This is a genomic window from Christiangramia portivictoriae DSM 23547, from assembly GCF_000423045.1.
Classification (GTDB): domain Bacteria; phylum Bacteroidota; class Bacteroidia; order Flavobacteriales; family Flavobacteriaceae; genus Christiangramia; species Christiangramia portivictoriae.
This window is the reverse complement of sequence record NZ_KE383971.1, coordinates 160,696-183,712: the sequence shown is the minus strand read 5'-3', so window position 1 is coordinate 183,712 and position 23,017 is coordinate 160,696. Positions and strand designations below refer to the sequence as shown.

Annotated in this window: 23 protein-coding genes, 2 tRNA genes and 1 pseudogene; 13 read left to right on the top strand and 13 right to left on the bottom strand. The window is 39.9% G+C overall.

Features of this window, described 5'->3' with window-relative positions:
• The first annotated feature begins 32 nt into the window (after positions 1-32).
• The 3 genes and pseudogenes from G529_RS16530 to G529_RS0109185 all read left to right on the top strand — a co-directional run bounded on the left by G529_RS16530 (position 33) and on the right by G529_RS0109185 (position 1,703).
• On the top strand, positions 33-188 hold the full coding sequence (locus G529_RS16530) for a lmo0937 family membrane protein (protein ID WP_157514598.1): 156 nt from the start codon (positions 33-35) through the stop codon (positions 186-188).
• Between the two features lie 63 nt (positions 189-251).
• A pseudogene (locus G529_RS15715) lies at positions 252-997 on the top strand (SDR family oxidoreductase).
• A 34-nt stretch (positions 998-1,031) separates the two neighbouring features.
• Positions 1,032-1,703, top strand: a complete 672-nt coding sequence (locus G529_RS0109185) for a hypothetical protein (protein ID WP_026915244.1) — start codon at positions 1,032-1,034, stop codon at positions 1,701-1,703.
• 40 nt (positions 1,704-1,743) lie between these two features.
• Here the strand turns inward: G529_RS0109185 and kynU are convergent, their stop codons facing one another.
• A complete protein-coding gene (kynU, locus tag G529_RS0109180) occupies positions 1,744-3,030 on the bottom strand; it encodes a kynureninase (RefSeq protein WP_026915243.1) in 1,287 nt (428 codons plus the stop codon).
• Between the two features lie 92 nt (positions 3,031-3,122).
• Between kynU and G529_RS0109170 the strand changes: the two genes are divergently transcribed.
• Positions 3,123-3,764 carry an O-methyltransferase gene (locus G529_RS0109170; protein ID WP_026915242.1) on the top strand — a complete coding sequence of 214 codons (642 nt, stop codon included), beginning with the start codon at positions 3,123-3,125 and terminating at the stop codon, positions 3,762-3,764.
• On the opposite strand, the gene G529_RS0109165 is transcribed toward G529_RS0109170, so the two are convergent.
• From G529_RS0109165 to G529_RS0109135, 7 genes are all read right to left on the bottom strand, one after another.
• Positions 3,765-4,322, bottom strand: coding sequence for a phosphatase PAP2 family protein (locus tag G529_RS0109165; RefSeq protein WP_026915241.1), 558 nt, complete (start codon positions 4,320-4,322; stop codon positions 3,765-3,767).
• Between the two features lie 8 nt (positions 4,323-4,330).
• Complete coding sequence (locus G529_RS0109160) at positions 4,331-4,612, bottom strand: Sec-independent protein translocase subunit TatA/TatB (RefSeq protein WP_026915240.1); 282 nt, start codon at positions 4,610-4,612, stop codon at positions 4,331-4,333.
• Between the two features lie 81 nt (positions 4,613-4,693).
• The gene (locus G529_RS0109155; RefSeq protein WP_026915239.1) at positions 4,694-6,991 is read right to left on the bottom strand and encodes a M1 family metallopeptidase; all 2,298 of its coding nucleotides are present in this window, start codon (positions 6,989-6,991) and stop codon (positions 4,694-4,696) included.
• A gap of 61 nt (positions 6,992-7,052) precedes the next feature.
• A complete protein-coding gene (locus G529_RS15710; protein WP_051201408.1) occupies positions 7,053-7,553 on the bottom strand; it encodes a DUF6702 family protein in 501 nt (166 codons plus the stop codon).
• Positions 7,554-7,651: 98 nt separating this feature from the next.
• Entirely contained in the window at positions 7,652-8,455 is an 804-nt protein-coding gene (locus G529_RS0109145; protein ID WP_026915238.1) for a carboxypeptidase-like regulatory domain-containing protein, read from the bottom strand.
• 46 nt (positions 8,456-8,501) lie between these two features.
• Positions 8,502-9,245 (bottom strand): hypothetical protein, encoded by a 744-nt coding sequence (locus tag G529_RS0109140; RefSeq protein ID WP_157514597.1) that lies wholly within the window; start codon positions 9,243-9,245, stop codon positions 8,502-8,504.
• Between the two features lie 19 nt (positions 9,246-9,264).
• Positions 9,265-10,041, bottom strand: coding sequence for a carboxypeptidase-like regulatory domain-containing protein (locus G529_RS0109135; RefSeq protein ID WP_026915236.1), 777 nt, complete (start codon positions 10,039-10,041; stop codon positions 9,265-9,267).
• Between the two features lie 150 nt (positions 10,042-10,191).
• On the opposite strand from G529_RS0109135, the gene pepE reads away from it, so the two are divergent.
• Positions 10,192-10,896 carry a dipeptidase PepE gene (gene pepE, locus G529_RS0109130; RefSeq protein WP_026915235.1) on the top strand — a complete coding sequence of 235 codons (705 nt, stop codon included), beginning with the start codon at positions 10,192-10,194 and terminating at the stop codon, positions 10,894-10,896.
• Position 10,897: 1 nt separating this feature from the next.
• Positions 10,898-11,812, top strand: coding sequence for a glutaminase (locus G529_RS0109125; protein ID WP_026915234.1), 915 nt, complete (start codon positions 10,898-10,900; stop codon positions 11,810-11,812).
• Between the two features lie 76 nt (positions 11,813-11,888).
• On the opposite strand, the gene rpsT is transcribed toward G529_RS0109125, so the two are convergent.
• From rpsT to proS, 4 genes are all read right to left on the bottom strand, one after another.
• Positions 11,889-12,137: a 30S ribosomal protein S20 gene (rpsT, locus tag G529_RS0109120; protein WP_026915233.1), complete on the bottom strand. Its 249-nt coding sequence runs from the start codon at positions 12,135-12,137 to the stop codon at positions 11,889-11,891.
• A gap of 30 nt (positions 12,138-12,167) precedes the next feature.
• Positions 12,168-12,239 (bottom strand) — tRNA-Glu (locus tag G529_RS0109115).
• A gap of 63 nt (positions 12,240-12,302) precedes the next feature.
• A tRNA-Glu gene (locus G529_RS0109110) sits at positions 12,303-12,374 on the bottom strand.
• A gap of 77 nt (positions 12,375-12,451) precedes the next feature.
• Positions 12,452-13,930, bottom strand: coding sequence for a proline--tRNA ligase (gene proS, locus G529_RS0109105; RefSeq protein WP_026915232.1), 1,479 nt, complete (start codon positions 13,928-13,930; stop codon positions 12,452-12,454).
• Between the two features lie 106 nt (positions 13,931-14,036).
• Between proS and G529_RS0109100 the strand changes: the two genes are divergently transcribed.
• A complete protein-coding gene (locus tag G529_RS0109100) occupies positions 14,037-15,167 on the top strand; it encodes a hypothetical protein (RefSeq protein ID WP_026915231.1) in 1,131 nt (376 codons plus the stop codon).
• A gap of 70 nt (positions 15,168-15,237) precedes the next feature.
• A complete protein-coding gene (locus G529_RS0109095; protein WP_026915230.1) occupies positions 15,238-16,749 on the top strand; it encodes an OmpP1/FadL family transporter in 1,512 nt (503 codons plus the stop codon).
• 47 nt (positions 16,750-16,796) lie between these two features.
• On the opposite strand, the gene G529_RS15705 is transcribed toward G529_RS0109095, so the two are convergent.
• Positions 16,797-18,626, bottom strand: a complete 1,830-nt coding sequence (locus G529_RS15705) for a T9SS type B sorting domain-containing protein (protein ID WP_051201407.1) — start codon at positions 18,624-18,626, stop codon at positions 16,797-16,799.
• 153 nt (positions 18,627-18,779) lie between these two features.
• On the opposite strand from G529_RS15705, the gene folE reads away from it, so the two are divergent.
• From folE to G529_RS0109070, 5 genes are read left to right on the top strand one after another with little or no spacing between them, the layout of a single operon-like run.
• Positions 18,780-19,457 carry a GTP cyclohydrolase I FolE gene (gene folE, locus G529_RS0109085; RefSeq protein ID WP_026915229.1) on the top strand — a complete coding sequence of 226 codons (678 nt, stop codon included), beginning with the start codon at positions 18,780-18,782 and terminating at the stop codon, positions 19,455-19,457.
• Positions 19,458-19,474: 17 nt separating this feature from the next.
• Positions 19,475-20,962 (top strand): cysteine--tRNA ligase, encoded by a 1,488-nt coding sequence (gene cysS / locus G529_RS0109080; RefSeq protein WP_026915228.1) that lies wholly within the window; start codon positions 19,475-19,477, stop codon positions 20,960-20,962.
• Between the two features lies 1 nt (position 20,963).
• A complete protein-coding gene (gene yidD, locus G529_RS16385) occupies positions 20,964-21,212 on the top strand; it encodes a membrane protein insertion efficiency factor YidD (protein ID WP_084509767.1) in 249 nt (82 codons plus the stop codon).
• Positions 21,213-21,256: 44 nt separating this feature from the next.
• The gene (gene lgt / locus G529_RS0109075) at positions 21,257-22,069 is read left to right on the top strand and encodes a prolipoprotein diacylglyceryl transferase (RefSeq protein WP_026915227.1); all 813 of its coding nucleotides are present in this window, start codon (positions 21,257-21,259) and stop codon (positions 22,067-22,069) included.
• Between the two features lie 3 nt (positions 22,070-22,072).
• Positions 22,073-22,570 carry a DUF192 domain-containing protein gene (locus tag G529_RS0109070; protein WP_035695886.1) on the top strand — a complete coding sequence of 166 codons (498 nt, stop codon included), beginning with the start codon at positions 22,073-22,075 and terminating at the stop codon, positions 22,568-22,570.
• The last annotated feature ends 447 nt before the right edge of the window (positions 22,571-23,017 follow it).

Below are 23,017 nucleotides of genomic sequence, written 5' to 3'. Positions count from 1 at the left end.
ACGGGATAAAACCTTTCTAAAACCAAGACATTATGAGAGATTTAATTTGGCTTATTATCGTATTACTAGTAATTGGATGGCTAATTGGATATTTTGCATTCCCAGACCTAGGAAGCATCATCCACATACTTATTGTAGTAGCTGTAATACTTATCCTGTACAAATTACTTACAGGTCGTAGACTGTAATATTTAGATTGAATTATATAAACCCTTTGAGCGATCAAAGGGTTTTTTGTTTAAAACTGAAATATGTGGAGATTAGAATCTAAAAAAGTACTGGTAACCGGTGGCACAAAAGGTATTGGTAAAGCTTGTGTACAACAATTCCTGGAATTGGGAGCGCAGGTATTATTTACTGCCAGAACATCCAATGAGGTGGAAGATCTGGAAAATGATTTGAGAGCACAGGGCTTTAAAGTTGCTGGTTTAGTTGCCGATGCCTCAAAATTATCTGATTCTAAGAAAATTACTGATTGGATTTCAGAAAACTGGAGCAGTCTGGATGTGCTCGTGAATAACGCGGGCATCAATATCCGGAAGAAGGCTCAGGAATATTCTGAAGAGGAATACAGGAAAGTTCTGAACATCAACCTGGTTGCTCCATTCACTTTAAGCCGACTCCTTTATCCATATTTGAAAATTTCGGGTGACTCTGCCATTATTAACGTGGCATCTTCAGCAGCCCTACAGGATGTGGGTACTGGAACGCCAAAGCAGGTTTATTGCAGCAAACCAGAAGTCTTGCTGTGGAATGGGCTTCAGAAGGGATTAGAGTAAACGCGGTTTCGCCATGGTTTACAAAAACTCCGCTAACAAAAGGTTATCTGCATGATGACACGAAAATGAAATCCATCATATCCAGGACTCCGCTTAACAGGGTCGCAGAAGCCAGGGAGATAGCCAGTATCGTGGCATTTTTAGCAATGCCGGCTTCGTCGTTTGTAACAGGACAGAACATCGTCGCCGATGGGGGGATGAGTGTCAACGCATTATAAATAAAAGAATTGCTATATTTAAAAAACAAAAAATATGAAAAAACTGCTGCTTACTGTTCTTGCCGGAATTACACTTATTTCCTGCAACGAAGACAAAAAGAAAGAGGTAACTCCTGAAGAAAATCCAAACCTGGAAGTCCACGAAAAAATCGCCATGGTCAACGGTTTCGAGAAATTTGATAGCATCAAAAAGATTCAATTTACCTTCAATGTGAAAATCAATGATTCCCTAAGGTCTGAAAGACGATGGAACTGGAATGTGGGAACAGATAAGATCAGTCTTACAGAGAATGATTCAGTCATGAGCTACACCAGAAAAGACAGCCTGGCTGACGACAAGAAATATATCGATCAGCGTTTTGTCAATGATTCTTACTGGTTGTTATTTCCATTTCAATTAAAATGGTCACTGGCAGATCTAAGCGAACCAAAGAAGGCAAAAGCGCCAATTAGCGGAGATGAGATGCAGATGCTTACTGTTAGCTATCCTAAGGATGGCGGATACACTCCGGGTGATAGCTACGACATCTATTTCGATGACGAATTCATGATTCGCGAGTGGGTATATAAATCTTCAAACGGAGCTCAAGAGATGGCAACTACCTGGGAAGACTATAAGGACTTTGATGGGATCAAGATCGCAACTATGCATAAATCCAAAGATGAAAGTTTTGAGTTGTTCTTCGACGATATCTCGGTAGAATAAAAAATAAGTCATAAAAAAAGGAGGCAAATGCCTCCTTTTTTTATGACTTATTTTTTGAGAGTATCCCTTGTTTCAAAATTTGACCAAAACGAAAGATATCTTCATAAGAACAATAAAATGGTGCTGGCGCCAATCTAATTACGTTTGGTTCCCGCCAATCGAGCATTACACCATTGTCCATTAAATAGTTGAAAATCTCCTTCCCTTCACCGTGCAGAAAAACTGAAAGTTGCGTTCCTCTTTCACTTGGTGCGGAAGGCGTGATGATTTCAAAAGTACTCTCTACTTCCTTATCAATCTCTTTTAGTACGAATTCCAGATATGCCACGATCTTGTCCCTTTTCTTTAGCAAACTGCTCATGCCAACCTCAGCGAACATTTCCAGAGATGCAAGGTACGGTGCGAGCGCAAGAACGGGCGCATTGCTAATTTGCCAGGCATCTGCGTTCGATTCTGGTTGAAATTCTGGTTCCATCAGGAATCGGCGTTCTTTGTTATGTCCCCACCAGCCTTCGAATCTTGGAATATCTTTTTGATTATGATATTTCTGATTAATAAAACACCCCGAAGCATTGCCAGGGCCTGAATTCATGTATTTATAACTACACCAGGCAGCAAAATCTACATTCCACTCGCTTAGTTTCAGTTCAATGTTCCCGGCAGCGTGTGCAAGATCCCAGCCTACGAATGCTCCAGTTTCATGTCCCGCTTTAGTAATGGTTTCCATATCCATAACCTGGCCAGTATAATAATTTACTCCGCCAATCAATACGAGCGCGCATTCCTCTCCTACTTCCCGAATTTTATTGAGGATGTCCTCTGTTCTAAAGTTATGTTCTCCATCCCGCTTTTTGATCTCTACAATAGCGTCTTCAGGATCATAACCGTGGAGTCTAACCTGACTTGAGATCATGTATTGATCACTGGGAAAAGCTTTCTCTTCACAAATTATCTTATATCGTTTGCCTTCTGGCCTGTAAAAACTTACCATCAGCAGATGAAGATTTACAGTAAGTGTATTCATTACAGTTACTTCAGAAGCATTTGCTCCTACTACACTGGCAAGTTTTCCGGCAAATCGTTCATGGTAATCCCACCAGGGCTTTTCAGCTTTAAAATGTCCTTCAACACCTAATTCTGCCCAGTCCTTCATGATTTCATCTACATATTTTCTTGCAGTTCTGGGTTGCAGACCCAATGAATTACCTACAAAATATATCGCGTCCTTGCCATTGATCTTCGGAAAAATAAATTCATTCCTGTAATCTGCCAGTTCATCTTCTTTATCCAGTTGCTGAGCAAATTCCAATGAATTTTCAAATTTCATAACGTGTCTTTTTTGTAAAAATACAATTTCGTTTTCAATACATCAGGGCCCGCAGGAAAGAGAAAATCCATATTTTTACTCAAATTTTGAATATGCATTTTCTACCTGAAAATATAGACGATTATATTGTAGCGCATTCCCAACCAGAGCCTCAGCATCTGGAAAAACTGAATAGGGAAACCAACCAGAAAGTCATGCAGCCCAGGATGCTAAGCGGGCATTACCAGGGAAGAGTATTGAGCTTACTTTCCAAAATGAAAAATCCCGAATCTATCCTGGAAATTGGTACTTATACGGGTTATTCTGCCTTATGCCTGGCAGAAGGTCTTACTGAAAATGGAATTTTGCATACCATAGATATCAACGAAGAACTGGAAGACTTTCAGAAGAAACATTTTCAAGCCTCGAAATACAGAGATAGAATTATACAGCATATTGGTGATGCTACAGAGATCATTCCGAACATTGATGAACATTTCGACCTGGTTTTTATCGATGCCGACAAACCAAATTACCCCGCTTATTTCGAACTTATCATCAATAAAATGAATAGCGGTGGGATCATTCTTTCAGACAATGTTCTATGGAGTGGGAAAGTCGTGGAAGAATTGAAAAAAGATGATCTTTCCACTAAGGCCTTACTGGAATATAATAATCTATTAAATGAAGATCCAAGAATAGAGACTGTGATCTTGCCAATTCGCGACGGTCTCACTCTTTCACGAGTGAAATAATTAGTACAGCCTTGTTCCTGCTCTGTTATAAAGATTATGGAAAAGAATGGCAATTAGAATTCCTACGATCATACCAACTATAATATCTCCCGGATAATGTACTCCTACATAGATCCTGCTCATCACAAATAGTAGCGGCCAAATGTAAGCGAGATAGATCCACTTGCTCCATTTGCTCAAAACGAGAACAATAAAAGTAGTTGCCGCAAACGAGGTGGAGGAATGACCTGAGAAGAAACTATAATTGGTTGGTTCCTGGAGAATTCTTATTAACTCTGCGAGCTCTGGGGTATTATTAGGGCGATTGCGAACAGCCAGACCTTTAACCAGGTTTGTAAAACCATACGTAACAGCCACTGTGAGCAAGAGAAATAAACTGGTAATAATACCTTTTTTCCAGTGAAATGCTATAAAGAAAAGCAGGAAAAATATTATAAAGACAGGAATCCAGTGGGCTGGATTGGTAACGAAGATCCAGAAAGTATCATACTTTTCTATACCAAGATTATTCAGGTATACGAATAGTTGCCTGTCCCACTCTTCGATTTGTTCCCACATACTACATACTAAAACTTGCGGCGAACAGAACCTGTGATATCATCGATATCTTCCTTAACCTTATCGATCTCGCCACGAACATCTTTTGTGAAGTCTGTATCTATACCCTGCTTTTCAGCGCTTCGCTGAATTTCGCTTTTAATATCATTAGACGCGTTTCTAACAGCTTTCATTCCCTTACCCAAACCTTTGGCTATATCAGGAATCTTATCAGCTCCAAAAACCATCACCAGGATGAACAATATAAAGCCTATCTCGGCTCCGCTAATAAATAATGGTAACGTATGCATAGTAAAACAAATATAGATACAAATCTAAGCATAAAAAAAGCCGACTCGTTAAAGTCGGCTTAAATATTATTAGCTTAAAACCTAGTCCTGAGTGGATTCTTTGTACTCATCGAACTCACTTTTATTTTCGTTCTTAGGCCAGCTGTTATTGTTCACGTCTACATCTGCAGTTTCCAGATCTGGATCCAGGGTGATCTTGGTGATTTCTTTGTTGGAAGGAATCACTTTGCTCACAGCAGTATCATTTTTTCTCCAGATTTGTACTGGGTAAGTAACCTTTTCGGAAGTACCATCAGCATAGCTCAACTCTACAATGATTGGCATAACCAGTCCACCTGGCTTATCAAAAGTAACCTGATAGAAATATTTCGGCGCCTGAAGATTCTTACGCTCCTCTTCGCTGAAGTTATCCATTACATATGCCTGTAGAGTTTCAGAATTTTCCATCAGGGATCTACCCTTCATCTCTTCTGAAAATGCTTCATCATCTTCTGAAACAACATAAAGTGCTTTTGTTTCTTCAGGAGTTGTTCCATATCTCTTCAGCATTTCTCTTCCAGCTTCCGTAGGATTATCGGTTACATAGTATTTCTGAACATCTTTTATTCCAATATCCACATAATCTGTCGTATAGAACCAACCTCTCCAGAACCAGTCAAGGTCTACGCCTGAAGCATCCTCCATCGTTCTAAAGAAATCTTCCGGAGTTGGGTGCTTGAACATCCATCTTTTAGAATAAGTCGCGAATGCATAGTCAAACAATTCTTTACCCATTACTGTCTCACGAAGAATATTCAATGCAGTTGCAGGCTTACCATACGCATTATTACCTAATTGATACACCTGCTCTGGATTGGACATGATTGGAGAAATATAATCCTGGTTTCCTTTCATGTAAGGTACGATCTTGCTAGGCGCTCCTCTTCTGGAAGGATAATTTTTTTCTGGTGCGATCGCTTCCGGATGCTTCTTACCAAATTCCTGTTCTGCAACATACTGTACGAAAGTATTGATTCCTTCGTCCATCCATCCCCATTGTCTTTCATCAGAATTGACGATCATTGGAAAGAAATTGTGTCCAACTTCATGTATGATCACACTTATCATCCCGAATTTGGTACGGTCACTATATTTACCGTTCTCGTCTGGACGACCATAATTCCAGCATATCATTGGATATTCCATTCCCTGATTCTTGGCATGAACCGAAACTGCCTTATGATAAGGATACTGGAAGGTATGTGCTGAGTAGCTCTCTAAAGTTGCAGCTACCGCCTTTGTAGACCATTCTTCCCATAGTGGGTTTCCTTCTTTAGGATAAACAGAAACTGCCATTACATCTTTTCCCATCACGTCTACCGCCATCATATCAAGAATAAATTTTCTTGAAGTTGAAAAAGCGAAGTCACGAACCATATCTGCCTTGTATGTCCAGGTTTTTGTTTTTTCTGAAAAGTTCTTTTCAGCCTTTTCAGCTTCTTCCTGAGTTACGATAATCACAGGTTTGTCATAGCTCTTTTTCGCCTGCTCATATCGTTTCATCATTTCTTTGGTATAAACTTCCTTTCTATTCTGAAGTTCACCCGTTGCTTCCATGATATGATCTGCAGGTACGGTAATATTCACCTCATAGTCTCCAAATGGAAGCGCAAATTCACCATTGCCCCAGAACTGGTAGTTCTGCCATCCTTCTACGTCATTATAAACAGCCATTCTCGGGAAGAACTGGGCGATCACGTAAGCTTTGTTTCCATCTTCCGGAAATAGCTCATACCCTGAACGAGCACGATTGGTCACGTGATTATTCACATTGTAAGACCATTTGATATCGAATACGTAAGTTTCTCCAGATTTTAAAGGCTTTGGAAGATCTACTCGCATCATGGTCTGGTTGATCGTATATTTAAGATCTGATCCATTTGCAGAAACTTCTTTAATATTAAAACCACCATCAAATGGAGCTTCCAGATATTTATTAGCGAAACCAGCTGCTGTAGCCACCGGCGCCATTCCGTCTCCATCTTTTTGCGGAGCATCTTTTTTCCTGATGTTCTGATCTAATTGAACCCAAAGATATTCCAGATCCTGTGGAGAGTTATTGTGATAGGTAATAGTCTCCTCTCCGGTAAGTACAGAATTCTTATCGTCAAGAACGATATTCATCTTATAATCTGCCTCATTCTGGTAGTAGGCAGGTCCAGGAGCTCCAGATGCGGTTCTGTACTCATTAGGAGTTGCCATTTCCTGGTACATCTGCCTGAATTTGTTTTGATTGGTATGGCCTTGCTGCCGTGGCTCCTGTTGTTCAGTTTCCTGTGCATTGACACCTGCAAATACAAACATCAAGAATACGGAGGTCAACAATTTTAATCGCTTCATTTACTAAATTTTAATTTATAGGTTGCTAAAAATAAGATTTTAAATGTCAATCTAAAAGTTTTCAGAATTTAACGGTGCCGCTTCCTTTTGATTTTACCAGGAGCATACTTTCAATGATGTCACCTTTTTTTACATGGACAATATTTTTCTGAGTATCAAATAGATCTGTAAGCACCAGGTTCTCTACTTCCACGCTTGTAAAATCCTCCACGTTTTTGCCTTCCAGGAACAGTACAATTTGATCTGCATCAAACTTACTTCCCAGTAATTTCAATGGGATATCCTTATTATTTGATTGAATGCTTAATTTTTTAGAGTAGTATTTCTCGAGAAGATCCTTATTAGCAGAAAGATCTTTTTTATAGGCGAGGCTTACTTGTTTACCGAAGCGCCTGCTGAGCGCATCTTCCATGTCATCTATGAAAACCCTGGAGATTACCTGCACAGATTTACTATCCTGCCTATATTCAATCTCCGTAACACTTAAGTAAGTTTCATGATCATCGCTGCTAAAAGAACTGAGGAGAATCAGAAAAAAGAGGCTTAAAATCAGGTTCTTCATATATTTTTTTCCGAAGATAAAACAATTACTGCGCCATTCATAGAGATTGAGCAGTCAGCTTTAAGACTTTGAAAGATGTAGAAGGTTTAAAAATGGAATCAACCGGGAAGCTGTCTGCCTGCATTAAGATTTTCAGCTCGAAGATTTCTGAAAGAATCAATCCTGGTTTCAAAATATTCAATTAAAACCAAAGCATTTTTATTAAGAACCAGGTTCTTGAAATTCTGATCTTTTTCACAATATAAAAGGAAGTTGCAGATTTCATTGGCATCAAGATCAAGCTCTTTACTAAAGAACTCCTCTCCTACTATTTTCAGACTAAGATCAGCCAGTTCTTTCGGACTATAAACGATTGGAGTCTCTTTGTTTTTAGATAGTTTTTCGGCGATGGCCATGGCAATTTTATCTATTCTAATTCCTTCGGTCATACTAGGCTGATAGTAGGGATTAAGATCCCTGTCTTTCCGGATGAAGTCATCCAGATTCTGCTGTAATCGATTTTTAGTCTCTACTTCTTTTATGGAAATTAAATTAAGATCATTTGCGAGATAACCGCTTAGCTCAATATTATCTATAAAAACTTCGGAAAGTTCGTTCATGGCTTCGTAAAGCTCGATCTCAATTCGTCCGCTTTCTATCATATTTTGTCGCACAACTATAGTCCTGTTCTGGAACTGAACCGAAGAAACAAACAGACTATCATTCACAGCAGCACCAATAATGAACTTTCCCTTTTCATCGCTGGTCGTTCCTGTTTCCTGTGTAAGGTTTACAATATGAACATTCTGAACATCCCTATTTTCAGAAACAATTTGCCCTTTAAGCATAGCTGCTTCCTGTGCCTTCAGATTCACAGAGAATAAGAAAATAATTATAACGGCGCCCAGGTATTTATATAACATATGTTTGCTTATGTCGTACTTTAACGTTCAGAATATATCGATAGTATTATTCCAGTTGTCTTCTTTCTTTGAATTCAGGCAACTTCTCATCAAAAAACTCCATGAGATTAAAAATTTCAGTTCCCTCAAGCAGTAGTTCAAAAGCAGGGAAGTCGGCACAATAATAAAGAAAATTAAGGATCTCATTTTCGGGCAGTCCAAGACCATTTATAAAGTAAGCATCCTGCATGCGGCCTCTTGCCTTAGTAACCTGTTCTGTAAATTCTGCATTTTCTTCCGCCTTTTCCAGCTGCTTACTTGTTCCATTCAGCATATTGATCACCTGTGAAACCGGATCGTTCGAATTCGCCTGCAAAGCGAGCTCCAGACTGGTACGCCTGGGTTTGGGAAAAGGAATACCGAGTTTTTCATAAATGCTTTTTGGCATCCTGGTGATATCCTGCCCAAGCACCCCGGAAAGCTTTATATTATCGAGCTGCACCTCGGCCAGTTCGTTCATTTTGGGATAGAGCAGCTTGGTCCAGCCATCCTTCATTTGCTGCTCTCCAATCACCTTAAATTCATTTTCAAACTGAACCGATGAAAAATAGATGCTGTCACCCAGCTTCAGCATCATTTCAAATTCACCCGTTTCATTTGTTACAGTCCCTTTTTCCGCAGTGATATTGATCACGTGCACCCCGCTTTTATCAATGAGACTGTCACTAATAATTCTACCGGAAACTACCTTTCTCTCCTGAGCTGTTACTTCGGAAGCAAAACCTACCAGAAAAACCAGCAGGGCACACATTAAAAATTGTTTTCTTCTGCTATTCATGCTGGGTTCTCATTCTTCGGAATTCAATAATATGTTTCTGAAAATACTCGATCATTTCAAGCTCTTTTTCCTGTTCATACATTAAACTGAAATGTTCATCTTCAAATGAGTAGTAGATAAAGTTGATAATCTCGTCACCGTGTAAATCCAGGTATTCGTTGAAAAAATCTTTTCCGAAGAGATCGATAGCTGCCTGTACTTTTACCTGTAATCTGTCCAGTTCTACCATCTCCCTAAGATATTTGGTCCTTCCATTGATATCGTTAAGCAAAACATCGAGAGACACCCCGCCCAGAAGAATTCCAATGTAAGACCATCTGCTGGTAACGCCTTCATTTGCGGTATAAAGCCTCAACTCATTAGGCGTAAGTTTTTTCTCTGGATGCGGAATATGGAATTGATCTCTATCTAAATACTCAATATGATTAAGATCATTGTCAAGATATCCGCTAAGCGGTATTTGACCAACTTCAACCTCTTCCAGCCTGTTAGCATCTGTGACGATCACTTCGATAGTTCCAGTTCTTAAATGTTCTTCGGAAACCACTACTTCGATTTTTTCGAACTGGACTGAAGTAAATAGAAGAATATCGCCCTGGCGTATTAAAACTTTAAAATTTCCCGAATCATCTGAAGTAGTACCGGTGCCTGAATTCTTGTTGATCACATGAACTCCCGACAGTGGCTGGGTTCCGGCAAGAATACTGCCTTTGATCATCTTAAATTCCTGAGCAAAAGATTGCAGGCCAAAGCACAGGAGCACTGGCATAAGCAGGAGATTTAAGCTACTATGAGAAATAATAGTCAAGTTAGTTGGTTTCGGTTTAATGATAACGCCCCAAAAACTAAAATCGCCTTTATTAACCCTGTAAACTTTTGTTAACGTCTTCGATTCTTTACTTTTACTTTAAAAAATTCCATGAACGCAATATTAGCCAGTACTTCCACCCTGCACTCCCAGGATTATCTTGAATATCTAATCCCGCATCTTCCAGAATTGTATGCTAATGCTGCGGAAGTGATCTTTATTCCCTATGCCAGGCCAGGAGGAATAACTTTGGATGAATATACATTAAGAGCGAAACAGGCTTTTGCCAAAGCTGATTTGAAGATCAAAGGAATTCATGAATTTGAAGATCCCGCTAAGGCAATTGAAAATGCCGAAGGCGTATTTACCGGAGGTGGAAATACATTTTTATTGGTTTCAGAATTATACAGAAACCGGGTGATGACCATATTGAAGAAAAAAATTAAAACCGGAACTCCATATATGGGTACAAGCGCGGGAACCAATATTGGAGGTTTAAGCATGCAAACGACCAATGACATGCCTATAGTGTATCCTCCATCCTTTAAAACGCTTGGTCTGGTACCCTTTAATATCAACCCACATTACCTGGATCCAGATCCAGACACCAAACACAAAGGCGAGACACGGGAGACCAGAATCAAAGAATTCCACAATCTTAATTCGCCGCCTGTGGTGGGCCTTCGCGAAGGAAGCTGGCTCGAGTTGAGCGGTAATAAAGTTACGTTAAAAGGAGATCTACCTGCCCGGATCTTCAGGAAGGATCAAGTACCTTTCGAAATAGAAACAGATTCAGATCTTAGTGACCTCAATTAATATGGAATACCAGAAAATTTTAGATACGATATATGATGAAATGAGCTATCGAGACGTTTCAGGAAAGGTCGCGTCCTATATCCCGGAACTCGCCAAGGTAGATCGCCGTAAATTCGGAATGCATGTATATTGCGGAGATAACCAGCATTTTAATTTTGGTGATAGTAAAGAGAAATTTTCAATTCAAAGTATATCCAAAGTTTTCACTCTGGCAATGGCCATGCGTCTTATGGGAGAAGATCTCTGGGATCGTGTGGATGTTGAACCTTCTGGCGATCCATTTAACAGTCTTACTCAGCTGGAATACGAAAGTGGAATTCCCAGGAATCCATTCATCAATGCCGGTGCACTGGTAATTTCAGACATTCTTGTAGACCAGTTAAAAGATCCAAAACAGGAATTACTGGATTTTGTAAGGGAAATTACCGGGGATGAGGATATTCACTATGATGAAACCGTCGCTGCTTCAGAACAGGCAACGGGATACCGTAATGTAGCGCTGGTCAATTACATCAAAGCGCTGGGAAACATTAAATGCGATGTAAAATCTATTGTTGACTTCTATTTTCACCAGTGTTCGCTTGCTATGACCTGTGAACAGCTTTCAAAAGCATTTATGCTTTTCGCCAACAGAGGACGAATTCTTGAGAATGATAAAAAAATCCTTAAACCAAAGACCGTAAAACGTATCAATGCCTTAATGCAAACCTGTGGGTTCTATGATGAGGCTGGTGAATTTAGTTTCCAGGTAGGATTACCAGGAAAGAGTGGTGTTGGAGGTGGCATTGTAGCCATACATCCAGAAAATTATTCAGTAGCCGTCTGGAGCCCTATACTGAACGAAAAAGGAAATTCAGAATTAGGAATGAAGGCGTTGGAAAGACTGACTACCCTTACTGGTGTCTCAGTTTTTTAAGAAGTAAGTTCAGAACACAAAAAAATGCTTTCCGAAGAACGAAAAGCATTTTTTTATGAATTGAACACTGCTAAAATTATAGTGCTGCCACGTGCTTAGCCATATTAGACTTCAGGTTAGCAGCCTTATTATCATGAATGATATTTTTCTTAGCCAATTTATCTATCATAGAAATTACAGAAGGCAACATAGCCTCAGCCTCTTTCTTATCGGCCTCACGCAATTTCTTGATCGCGTTTCTTGTAGTTTTATGCTGGTAGCGATTTCTAAGACGCTTAGTCTCATTGCTACGAATCCTCTTCAACGCTGACTTATGATTTGCCATTATAATTATTATTTAAAAAAGTTTTAAAAGTAGTCCGTAGGGGAATCGAACCCCTGTTACCAGGATGAAAACCTGGCGTCCTAACCCCTAGACGAACGGACCATTATTTATTTCAATGTGCAACACCTGGTTGCTTTCAAAAAAACATCACTTCGATGTTTCTAGTAGTCCGTAGGGGAATCGAACCCCTGTTACCAGGATGAAAACCTGGCGTCCTAACCCCTAGACGAACGGACCATTTTGTTTCAAATGCGGATGCAAAAATACAACTTTTTTGGAATGCCGCAAATGTTCTTCAAAAATTTTTAAAATTTTTAATAGGCTTTCGCAAAAAGCACTCTTCCTTCAGATGGATTTCCCGTAAGAATACAGGTTCCAGCTTCTTCTTTCCTGCCAAATGGAATACATCTAATCGTAGCCTTAGTAAGCTCTTTGATCTTATTTTCGGTTTCCGGGCTACCATCCCAATGAGCCGAGATAAAACCACCCTTATCTTTTAGTTGCTTTTTAAAATCATCGAAAGTATCGACTTCAGTAATATGCGTATCTCTAAAATTTCTAGCTTTTGTAAACAATGTTTCCTGTATTTCATTCAGAAGGGCAGGAATTTTTTCTACTACTTCATCCCTCTTCACAAATTCCTTGGAAAGAGTATCTCTTCTGGCAAGCTCAACCGTGCCTTTTTCGAGATCTTTAGGTCCAATTGCTATACGAAGAGGAACGCCCTGTAATTCGTATTGAGCAAATTTCCAGCCTGGTTTCTGGTTGTCATTGTTATCAAACTTTACCGATACTCCAGCTGCTCTCAGATTCCTGACCAACTCCTCTGCAACTATGGAAATTTGGTCTAATTGATCTTCTCCTTTGTAGATAGGAACGATCACCACCTGTGTTGGCGCTAGTTTTGGAGGCAACACCAGACCATGGTCATCGCTGTGCGTCATGATCAATGCGCCCATCAATCTTGTTGAAACACCCCAGCTAGTTGCCCATACATGCTCCAGACCACCCTCTTTGGTAGCATATTTCACATCAAATGCTTCAGCAAAATTCTGTCCCAAGAAATGAGAAGTACCGGCCTGTAAGGCTTTTCCATCCTGCATTAAAGCTTCAATACAATAGGTTTCCAGAGCCCCGGCAAAACGCTCATTTTCAGTTTTAGCACCTTTTATGACTGGAATTGCCATAAAGTTTTCGGCAAATTCAGCATAAATATTATTCATCAATTCAGTTTCTTGAAGAGCTTCAGCTTTGGTCGCATGAGCGGTATGCCCTTCCTGCCAAAGGAATTCTGCTGTTCTTAAAAACAAACGGGTTCTCATCTCCCATCGAACCACATTAGCCCATTGATTGATTTTAATAGGTAAATCTCTGTAGGACTGGATCCAATTTTTATAGGTGTTCCAAATGATTGCTTCAGAGGTTGGTCTAACCACAAGCTCTTCTTCCAGTTTTGCATTGGGATCTACCTTTAATTTCCCTGGATTATCCTCATCATTCATTAATCTGTAATGAGTAACCACGGCGCATTCTTTAGCAAAACCTTCAGCGTTCTTCTCTTCAGCTTCAAAAAGACTTTTAGGTACGAAAAGAGGAAAATAAGCATTTTGATGTCCTGTTTCTTTGAACATTCTATCCAGTTCAGCCTGCATTTTCTCCCAGATCGCATAACCATATGGCTTGATAACCATACAGCCCCTAACTGCTGAATTTTCTGCCAGATCTGCCCTGACCACCAATTCATTATACCATTTGGAATAATCCTCGCTTCTGCTTGTTAACTTCTTACCCATAGTTCGTAATTTGGCACAAAACTTGTGTTTTTAGGAATAGTCAAGTACTAACCGTTCGGGCAAAACTAACCATTTTTAGAATGTCCAACAATAAAAAGAATAACCGATGAAAACTTACTACCTCTTACGAAACCGGCTAAAACTGCTGTTTCTACCTGCTATAATCTTAAGTCTTGGATCCTGTTCATCCTATCAGTACTCTGGATATGAAACAGATGGAATTTACGGTGAGTCAAGACCAGGTATATGGGAGCAGGCTGAAAATGAGCAAACACAGGTGAAACCGAATAATCAGAACAACTATTATAAAAATATGTTTGCGCAGCAATCTGAAATGGTCGGTGAACTTCTCGAGAGTGATGTATTTACAGATGTTGACAGTTATTCTTCCAATGACGGGTATGATAATTATTCTGAAGTTGGTGGTGATGTTGCGTATGTTGGTGGTAATGCACCATGGGGCAACGACCCGGACACCTATACTGTAAATATTATAAATAATGGTCCAGGCTTTGGGTTTGGTTTTGGAAGACCACTAGGTTGGGGATATGGATTTGGTCACCCATACTTCGGATCTTTTTACGATCCATTCTATGATCCTTTTTTCGACCCCTTCTTTAATCCTTATGCTCGAAGAGGTTTCGCTTTTGGTTATGGTAGTCAATGGGGTTACGGAGGTTTTGGTGGACCTTGGGGTTACGGCAGGTTTGGATACGGCTGGTCTTATGGATACAACTTCGGTTTTGGAAATCCCTGGTTTAATAACAGATATGGATACGGATATCCCTACCCAACTAGAAATCGAAACAATATAGCCTATAATCGTGGAAGACGGAACACAAGTACTTATAGATCATCGAATGACGCAAGAAGCAGTTACTCAGAAAGTATAAGAAGTATTAGAAGTGCTCAGGCTGATGCAGTTAGATCAAGATCTAGAGCCAGAGGTACCAGTGATGGTTACGATCGTAATAATGTTTATTCACGTACCAGTAGAAGAACTGAAAGAAGTGGTTATTATGATACTTCAAATACAAGGTCTTCGAGTCCGGTTTATAGATCAACAAGATCGAACACCAGCAGATCCATTCAGACTTCCTCTCCTTCGAGAAGAAGCTCATCAACCAACAGGAGCGTTCGTAGTTCCAGTAGTTCATCCAGAAGTTCTGGAAGCACAAGTCGTGGTTCTTCCAGTGGATCTAGTAGAACCTCCCGTGGTGGCAGAGGCGGAAGATAAAATTTAAAAAATTTCAAAGCCTTGCTGATTTTCATCAGCAAGGCTTTTTTCAGCATTTACATCCTATAACATGAAAAATACGTTTTTAATATGCCTGTTAATTTTTGCGGGAAAACTATGGTCACAGAGCATTGATGATGCTTATCGCTATTCCAGATCTGAACTAAATGGAACTGCAAGATACATTGGTATGAGCGGTGCTTTTGGAGCTTTAGGTGGTGATATTTCAGCAATTTCCAGTAATCCTGCTTCCTCCGCAGTATTTCTGAATAGTATTGCAACCATTAGTCTGAAGTCCAGAAATACCGATGATAATTTAAACTATAATGGAAATAGCACCTTTGCTGAAAATGATGATGTTGATCTTGGAAACGCTGGTGGTGTTTTTGTATTCCAGGGGAGTCCTGATAAGAAGTTAAGTAAGTTTAGCCTAGGACTTAACTTCAATACTTCTTCCAGTTTTGATAATAATTTTGTCGCCGGTGGAATTTCCCAGCGATCTGTTGATGCTTATTTTCTTCAAAAAGCTAATGGTGTTCCGCTTGATCAACTTCAGCTAAGAGACGATGAAAACATAGCCGATCTATACTCTTTTTTAGGAGAAAACTTCGGTTTCGATGAACAACAGGCTTTTTTAGGATATCAGGGTTATATCATAGAAGCCAACCAAGACAATCCTGACAATGTAGAATATTTTTCTCTAGTGGAGGACGGTAGCTTTGACCAGCAATATCGTTATCACACTACCGGACTTAATGGAAAATTAAGCTTTAATATCGCGACCCAATATGAAGATTGGTTGTACCTGGGGCTGAACTTAAACAGTCACTTCATTAATTATGATAAATTTACAGAGATCTCTGAGTTGCATCCTAATAGCTCAAACGATCCTAATATAACTTCCAGGATTGACTTTGGTAATAACTTGAGAACTAACGGAGATGGTTTCAGTTTCCAGTTAGGTGCCATTGCGAAAGCTGGTGATCATGTAAGACTTGGTTATACCTACCAGTCGCCAACCTGGTACAATATGTTCGAAGAAACTTCTCAATATCTGGATACCTATAGCAGTACTGGTGAGTTTGTTAGTGTTTCTCCAAATATCATTAATGTTTATCCTGAATATAATTTCCAAACCCCATCTGTCCATACTGGTAGTATTGCGTTTTTGTTCGGAAAGAACGGACTTATAAGTGGTGATCTAAGCCTGACAGATTATGGAAATATTCAGTTTAAACCAAAAAACGATCTCTTTTTCCAGAGTCTGAACAATGCGATCTCTGAAACTATGGACATGGCACCGGCGGTTAGGATTGGTGGAGAGTACAGGTTAAAGGCTCTAAGCTTTAGAGCTGGGTACCGCTATGAGGCCAGTCCGTTTGAAAACGAGGAGATACGTAGTGACCTCAATGGTTACAGCGCTGGTCTCGGTTACAACTTTGGCTCTGTAAACCTGGATATCGCTTATGAAACTTCAAATTATCAGGAACAAATTCGCCCTTTAAATTCAGGACTGCTTGATCCTGTAAGTCTGGACAGAGACCTCTCTCAATTCGTTGCCACACTAACAATAGGACTTTAATATTTAAATATCTAAAATTATGGAAGGCTGGTCTATTGATCAGCCTTCTATCTTATGAGACTGATGTTAGCCATAAACTCCTCTCTGTCTGTACTGTTAGTACTAAAGATCACTTTAAACCAATAGTCGGTTTCTGGAAGTGGCCGGCCATTAGTGGTACCATCCCAGGAAAAATCTTCACCGGCTTTGAGCTCTATGATGCTTTTACCATAACGATCGAAAATCATCACTTCATGAATCTTGATATTCTCGTCGGTTATTAGTTGCCATGTATCGTTGAATCCATCATTATTGGGCGTGAAGAAACGAGGATAGCCAACCAGGAAAAACGACGTACTCCTGGTTTCTCCACATCCATTTGTCTCTCGAACATATGTAAAGTGATTTCCAGGTCTTACGTCCTTGAATCTTGGCGAACTTCTCCAGTTTCCACCATCCAAACGATATTCGTAAGAGGCGAATTCCTGCCCGATTCCTCCAACGGCTTCAAGGTTAATTACATATCCATCTCCAAAATCTGACCCTGAAATGTTCACTTCCAGAGTTTCAGGTCGGGAAACTGGCTGAATGGATGTAGAGTACGACTGAAAACAACCCGATTCAGCATGAATAATATTCTGCTCCAATATGCCATTGCCAGGCAACACTTCTAAAGTATAGCGAGCTTCTGTACTAACTATATTTCCATCCAGAATCCATTCATATTGATACTCTTCACCCAAATCTTCACCTAAAGTAGAACTACCAATAGCATTCCCTGCCAGGTTAACGCACACAACAGTTTCTTCAGCTAAAGAATATTCAGGAAAATCGAAAATAGTCAGGTTAAAAGATTCTATTTCAGATAAACATCCTGACTCATTATCTACAACTCTGGCGTACAGTTGTTTTCCTTCCTCAAAAGGAAAGTTTTGAGGACTTGCTATTGCTTCGTTATCTTCAGCGGTCTGTAAGCTTTCGTAAAACCTGACCTCACGATCAGATACTTCAGCAGCAGCACCAATCAATTGGTTATTTAACAAAGTGAGATCTATAGAACTTCCTGAGTCGCAATTTGCAAGATCTTCCGCAGGAAAGATTTCCGGAATATCATAGAATGAAATATTGATCTCATCCTCTTCTGTCTTATCTTCCAGAACATCTGTAACAATCAGCTTATAATCCCCTTCTTCGGTAACCAGTAAAGTTGGTCCGGTTTCATTTGGAATCTCAACATATTCCATTAATGATTCATCATATTTGAACCACTGATATTCCGCATCTTCATCTGAAGTTCCATCGAGCAAATATTCATCTTCCCCGCAAACCGCAATATCATCTCCAAGATCAAACTCAAGGATGGAACAGTCTGTTGAGCCTTCTCCGGTATTAGTCTGTTCGAGACTTATAAAACCTGGCACCTGTTCAAAATTTGTGATGACCACCACGTAAATTTCGTTTTCCCTGGCGTTTGGAATGGTCATGGTTTCGACGGAATCTGGCAGGTAACTACAATCCACCTGGTTGGCTACGCTAAGATTTGAGGCGCTACAGTAATCCTCTCCCCTTTCGAAGGGTCCCCAAACCACAAAGTCCACATCCAGAGGCACTCCTCGTCCATCTTCCCTGCTATTCTGACTTATTCTGAATCTCAAATTTCCATTATCCTCTACCTGAAGAAAAAACCATGCAGGATAAGGCTGTTCTTCGAGGCAACCATAATCAGGGCCCAGCTCGCCAGAAATCTGACTGCTATTTGTTGCATTCGAATTGGGGAAGGTGAGGCGTTGGTCTCCGGCGCAGAAAGGCTCAATATTAGAACAGATCGATCCCTGAGCAAAGGCAGAAAAACCCGCAAGAATAAAGAAAACTGCAAATAACTGGAATCTGATGTTCATACCTTTGGGATGCCTCAACCAAACTAGCGCAAAATATGAAAATATGAGCAAACAATCTCTCAGGTTCATTTGATTTTGCGCATTCTGTAAACCTTATAAATTATGTATCTTTGCAAGCCAAAACAGTTTTGACCGACTATTATTGCAAAACGCATGAAAGTAGATAAAATTTTGAACGATATAGATGAAATGGGTGATGCACACGCTGGCAGCAGCGCTGTAAATCCAATAAGAGATGACGCCTTCGAAGTTAGCGACGATGAAAAGATCGAACTCATCAAAAAGGATGTAAGAAATATTCTTGACACTCTTGGCTTGGACCTGGAAGATGACAGCATCAAAGGAACTCCGCAACGAGTGGCAAAAATGTTTGTGAACGAGATATTTTCAGGATTACATCCAAAGCGCAAACCTAAAGCTTCTGTATTTGAGAATAAATACAAGTATGGAGAAATGCTTGTAGAAAAGAATATTACTGTTTACTCTACTTGCGAACATCATTTATTACCTATCGTGGGAAAAGCTCATGTTGCTTATATTTCAAACGGTACGGTGATTGGTCTCTCCAAAATGAATAGAATCGTAGACTATTACGCTAAAAGACCGCAGGTTCAGGAAAGGATGACGATGCAGATCGTTCAGGAATTACAGAATGCACTCGGGACACCAGATGTTGCGTGTGTGATTGATGCGAAACATCTCTGTGTGAACAGCCGTGGTATTCGAGATATCGAAAGCAGCACTGTTACCAGCGAGTTTGGTGGAGCTTTTAAACAAAAAGAGGTTCGCAGGGAATTTCTCGATTATATTAAATTAGATACTTCTTTCTAAGCATAAAACTTTTCTTCATGGCGCTATACCAGGAACAAAACCTTAGACTCTATAATTCTATGAGCGGTGAAAAAGAGATTTTCACTCCTATCAACGAAGGTAATGTTGGAATGTATGTTTGCGGTCCTACCGTTTACAGCAATGTACATTTAGGGAACTGCAGAACTTTCATCTCTTTTGATCTTGTTTTCAGGTATTTAAAGCATTTAGGTTACAAGGTGCGCTATGTAAGAAATATTACCGATGCCGGCCATCTGGAAAATGAAGCCGATAGCAGTGGTGAAGATCGCATCGCAAAAAAAGCCAGATTGGAACAGATCGAACCTATGGAAGTAGTCCAAAAGTACACTGTCGATTTTCACAATATTCTTCAGAAATTCAATAATCTTCCTCCTAGTATTGAACCTACTGCAACGGGACATATCGTGGAGCAAATAGAGATCATTAAGACGATTCTTGAAAATGGCTACGCTTATGAAGCAAATGGATCGGTCTATTTTGACGTGATCAAATTCAATAAAGATCATCAGTACGGGAAACTAAGCGGTAGAGCGATTGAAGACATGATCGCAAATACGCGTGAACTTGCTGCTCAAAGTGACAAACGAAGTCCTCAGGATTTTGCTTTATGGAAAAAAGCTGAACCGCAACACATTATGCGCTGGCCGTCACCATGGAGCGATGGATTTCCCGGATGGCATCTTGAATGTACCGTGATGAGTACGAAGTATTTAGGAGAAGAATTCGATATTCACGGCGGTGGAATGGATCTTAAATTCCCACACCATGAATGCGAAATCGCTCAGGGAGAAGCAGCCAGTGGAAAGTCTCCGGTAAATTACTGGTTACATGCCAATATGCTGACCCTCAACGGGAAAAAGATGGCGAAAAGCACTGGTAATTTTATTTTGCCAGAACAAATCTTTAGTGGACAGAATGATGTGTTAACGAAAGCCTTTAGCCCAAACGTGGTTCGGTTTTTCATCCTGCAGGCACATTATCGCAGCATCCTCGATTTTAGCAGTGATGCTCTTATGGGTAGTGAGAAAGGCTTCAACAGGTTGATGGATGCTTACCATAGCCTGGATGAAATTCAAACTTCAGATAAAACAGATTTTGATCTTTTATCTTGGAAACAGTCCTGCTACGACGCCATGAATGATGATTTCAATAGTCCTATTGTGATCGCGAAATTATTTGATATTGTTAAAATAATCAACAATATTAAAGAAGGATCAGTAAGTATTTCTTCGGAAGACAGGAAAGAATTAAAGGACAGTATGAAAGCCTTTATGTTTGATATTCTGGGGCTAAGTGATATGACTTCTGAAGCTGATACAGATGCCGACAAACTCAGTGGTACGATCGAATTACTTATCCAGCTTAGAGCTGAAGCCCGTGCAAACAAGAATTTTGCTTTAAGCGACCAGATAAGGGATCAGTTACTGGATATGGGCATTCAGCTGAAGGATGGGAAAGAAGGCACTACATTTAGTCTTAATTAACATGTTACGCCAGGCATTGTCTTCGTTTTTGATCGCACTGGTCAAATTCTACAAGGCTGTTATTTCTCCATTAACACCGGCTACCTGTAGATATACTCCTTCCTGTTCCACGTATGCTGTTACGGCCATAGAAACACATGGCCCAATTAAAGGAGGCTGGCTGGCCTTGAAGAGGATTTTTAGCTGTAATCCATGGGGTGGCCATGGTTATGATCCCGTACCGCCAAAATCCCATTCGAAAGAAGGTTAAGAATCTTCAAATATGTATATTTACCGCTATTCAAATTAATCTTTATGTTATTTAATGCTATACACTGGAATCCATCGGAAGGACTGGATCTGGGCTTTTTCAATCTGCACTATTATAGTGTCATGTTCATCATCGCTTTTACGCTTGGCTGGTACATAATGAAAAAGATCTATGTTCGTGAGGGTATAGATATAGAGAAACTGGATTCGTTGTTTATTTATACCGTACTAGCCACCTTGATAGGTGCCAGATTGGGGCATGTGCTATTCTACGACTGGGAATATTTTCAGAATAACCTGCTGGAAATTTTTCTTCCGGTAAGATTTGAACCTGAATTTAAGTTTACAGGATTCAGAGGACTTGCGAGTCATGGCGCGGCGATAGGAATTATCGTAGCGATGTATTTGTATGCAAAAAGAGTACTTAAAAAACCCGTATTATGGATTCTGGACAGGATCGTAATTCCTGTTGCCAGTGGAGCTATTTTTGTTAGAATTGGAAACTTTATCAATTCTGAAATTACAGGAAAGCCAACCGGCACAGATTATGGGGTTGTATTCGAAAAACTTGGAGAAGATTTCGCCAGACATCCCGCTCAACTTTATGAGTCTGGTTGTTACCTCCTCATATTTCTGATTCTCTGGTTTATTTACTGGAAAACTGAGAAGCGTTTGAAGCTTGGTTATATTTTCGGTCTCTTCCTGGTACTGCTATGGACCGTAAGATTCTTTGTAGAGTTCGTAAAAGAACCACAAGTTGGTGAACGCGCCAACTGGTTATTGAATACAGGGCAATGGTTAAGTATCCCATTTGTAATTGCCGGACTTTACTTCATGTATCGTCCAGCCAAAAAATAGGTCATGAAAATGGAATTGTTTCGTACTGGTTTACTCATAATTACACTCGGCTTTGGTTTTAGTTCCTGCGATAATACTACGGAAAAGGAGGAATCTATCGAAACCGAACCAATCATTTTTAATAAAGAAGCTGAATTATACCTGAAAAATTCGAATGGTGATACACTTCGAAAGATTGACGTGGAACTTGCCGAAACCGATTATGAAAGACAAACTGGGCTTATGTACAGGGAAAGCCTGGGAAACGAGCAGGGCATGTTGTTTGTTTACGAGAACGAACGGATTCGCAATTACTATATGAAAAACACCTATATCCCGTTGGATATTCTTTATTACGATGCAGACAGTACGTTAGTAAGCATTCAAAAGAATGCAACACCACGAGATGAAACGAGCTTACCTTCAGAGGGACCTGCACAATTTGTACTGGAAATCAATGCTGGACTGGCTGAAGAGTGGAATATCGATTCAATCAGTACTTTCAGCTTAGCAAAAGAGTAATGCTTTAAATATGATAAACTAATTCTTGAATTTATCATTTCAGGTATCGGCAAATGCTAACGCATGTATCTATAGTTGGCAGTATCCCAGCAGTTAAAATTTATAGCTTCTCTACTGGCATTCTGAACATTCCTCAGCAAAGCTAAATTTTCAGGAATTATTTAAATCTCATTGCCCCCCTGAATTTCAATCTTTGCTTTTTGATTTCTTCTGATTGATACGACTGAATTAATGATAATTCGGAATATAATGCACTTCAAATGCAAGGCTAGCGCTCTTTGCAGTCTTTACTAGGCCCTATGCAGGTTTCCGTATACTTAGCAATTGACCTGAACTGAAATATCTTATTGTCCGAAAACCAAACGTGGATAAATCTTAATTGCCGACTCAAGGCTAGCAGTAAGCCGATCTTTAGAACTTTTGATTAATTCACGTATGACGATACAG

Coding starts and splice junctions, on each gene's coding strand:
- G529_RS16530 (WP_157514598.1), top strand. CDS start 33: ATGAGAGATTTAATTTGGCTTATTATCGTATTACTAGTAATTGGATGG.
- G529_RS0109185 (WP_026915244.1), top strand. CDS start 1,032: ATGAAAAAACTGCTGCTTACTGTTCTTGCCGGAATTACACTTATTTCC.
- kynU (WP_026915243.1), bottom strand. CDS start 3,030: ATGAAATTTGAAAATTCATTGGAATTTGCTCAGCAACTGGATAAAGAA.
- G529_RS0109170 (WP_026915242.1), top strand. CDS start 3,123: ATGCATTTTCTACCTGAAAATATAGACGATTATATTGTAGCGCATTCC.
- G529_RS0109165 (WP_026915241.1), bottom strand. CDS start 4,322: ATGTGGGAACAAATCGAAGAGTGGGACAGGCAACTATTCGTATACCTG.
- G529_RS0109160 (WP_026915240.1), bottom strand. CDS start 4,612: ATGCATACGTTACCATTATTTATTAGCGGAGCCGAGATAGGCTTTATA.
- G529_RS0109155 (WP_026915239.1), bottom strand. CDS start 6,991: ATGAAGCGATTAAAATTGTTGACCTCCGTATTCTTGATGTTTGTATTT.
- G529_RS15710 (WP_051201408.1), bottom strand. CDS start 7,553: ATGAAGAACCTGATTTTAAGCCTCTTTTTTCTGATTCTCCTCAGTTCT.
- G529_RS0109145 (WP_026915238.1), bottom strand. CDS start 8,455: ATGTTATATAAATACCTGGGCGCCGTTATAATTATTTTCTTATTCTCT.
- G529_RS0109140 (WP_157514597.1), bottom strand. CDS start 9,245: ATGTGTGCCCTGCTGGTTTTTCTGGTAGGTTTTGCTTCCGAAGTAACA.
- G529_RS0109135 (WP_026915236.1), bottom strand. CDS start 10,041: ATGCCAGTGCTCCTGTGCTTTGGCCTGCAATCTTTTGCTCAGGAATTT.
- pepE (WP_026915235.1), top strand. CDS start 10,192: ATGAACGCAATATTAGCCAGTACTTCCACCCTGCACTCCCAGGATTAT.
- G529_RS0109125 (WP_026915234.1), top strand. CDS start 10,898: ATGGAATACCAGAAAATTTTAGATACGATATATGATGAAATGAGCTAT.
- rpsT (WP_026915233.1), bottom strand. CDS start 12,137: ATGGCAAATCATAAGTCAGCGTTGAAGAGGATTCGTAGCAATGAGACT.
- proS (WP_026915232.1), bottom strand. CDS start 13,930: ATGGGTAAGAAGTTAACAAGCAGAAGCGAGGATTATTCCAAATGGTAT.
- G529_RS0109100 (WP_026915231.1), top strand. CDS start 14,037: ATGAAAACTTACTACCTCTTACGAAACCGGCTAAAACTGCTGTTTCTA.
- G529_RS0109095 (WP_026915230.1), top strand. CDS start 15,238: ATGAAAAATACGTTTTTAATATGCCTGTTAATTTTTGCGGGAAAACTA.
- G529_RS15705 (WP_051201407.1), bottom strand. CDS start 18,626: ATGAACATCAGATTCCAGTTATTTGCAGTTTTCTTTATTCTTGCGGGT.
- folE (WP_026915229.1), top strand. CDS start 18,780: ATGAAAGTAGATAAAATTTTGAACGATATAGATGAAATGGGTGATGCA.
- cysS (WP_026915228.1), top strand. CDS start 19,475: ATGGCGCTATACCAGGAACAAAACCTTAGACTCTATAATTCTATGAGC.
- yidD (WP_084509767.1), top strand. CDS start 20,964: ATGTTACGCCAGGCATTGTCTTCGTTTTTGATCGCACTGGTCAAATTC.
- lgt (WP_026915227.1), top strand. CDS start 21,257: ATGTTATTTAATGCTATACACTGGAATCCATCGGAAGGACTGGATCTG.
- G529_RS0109070 (WP_035695886.1), top strand. CDS start 22,073: ATGAAAATGGAATTGTTTCGTACTGGTTTACTCATAATTACACTCGGC.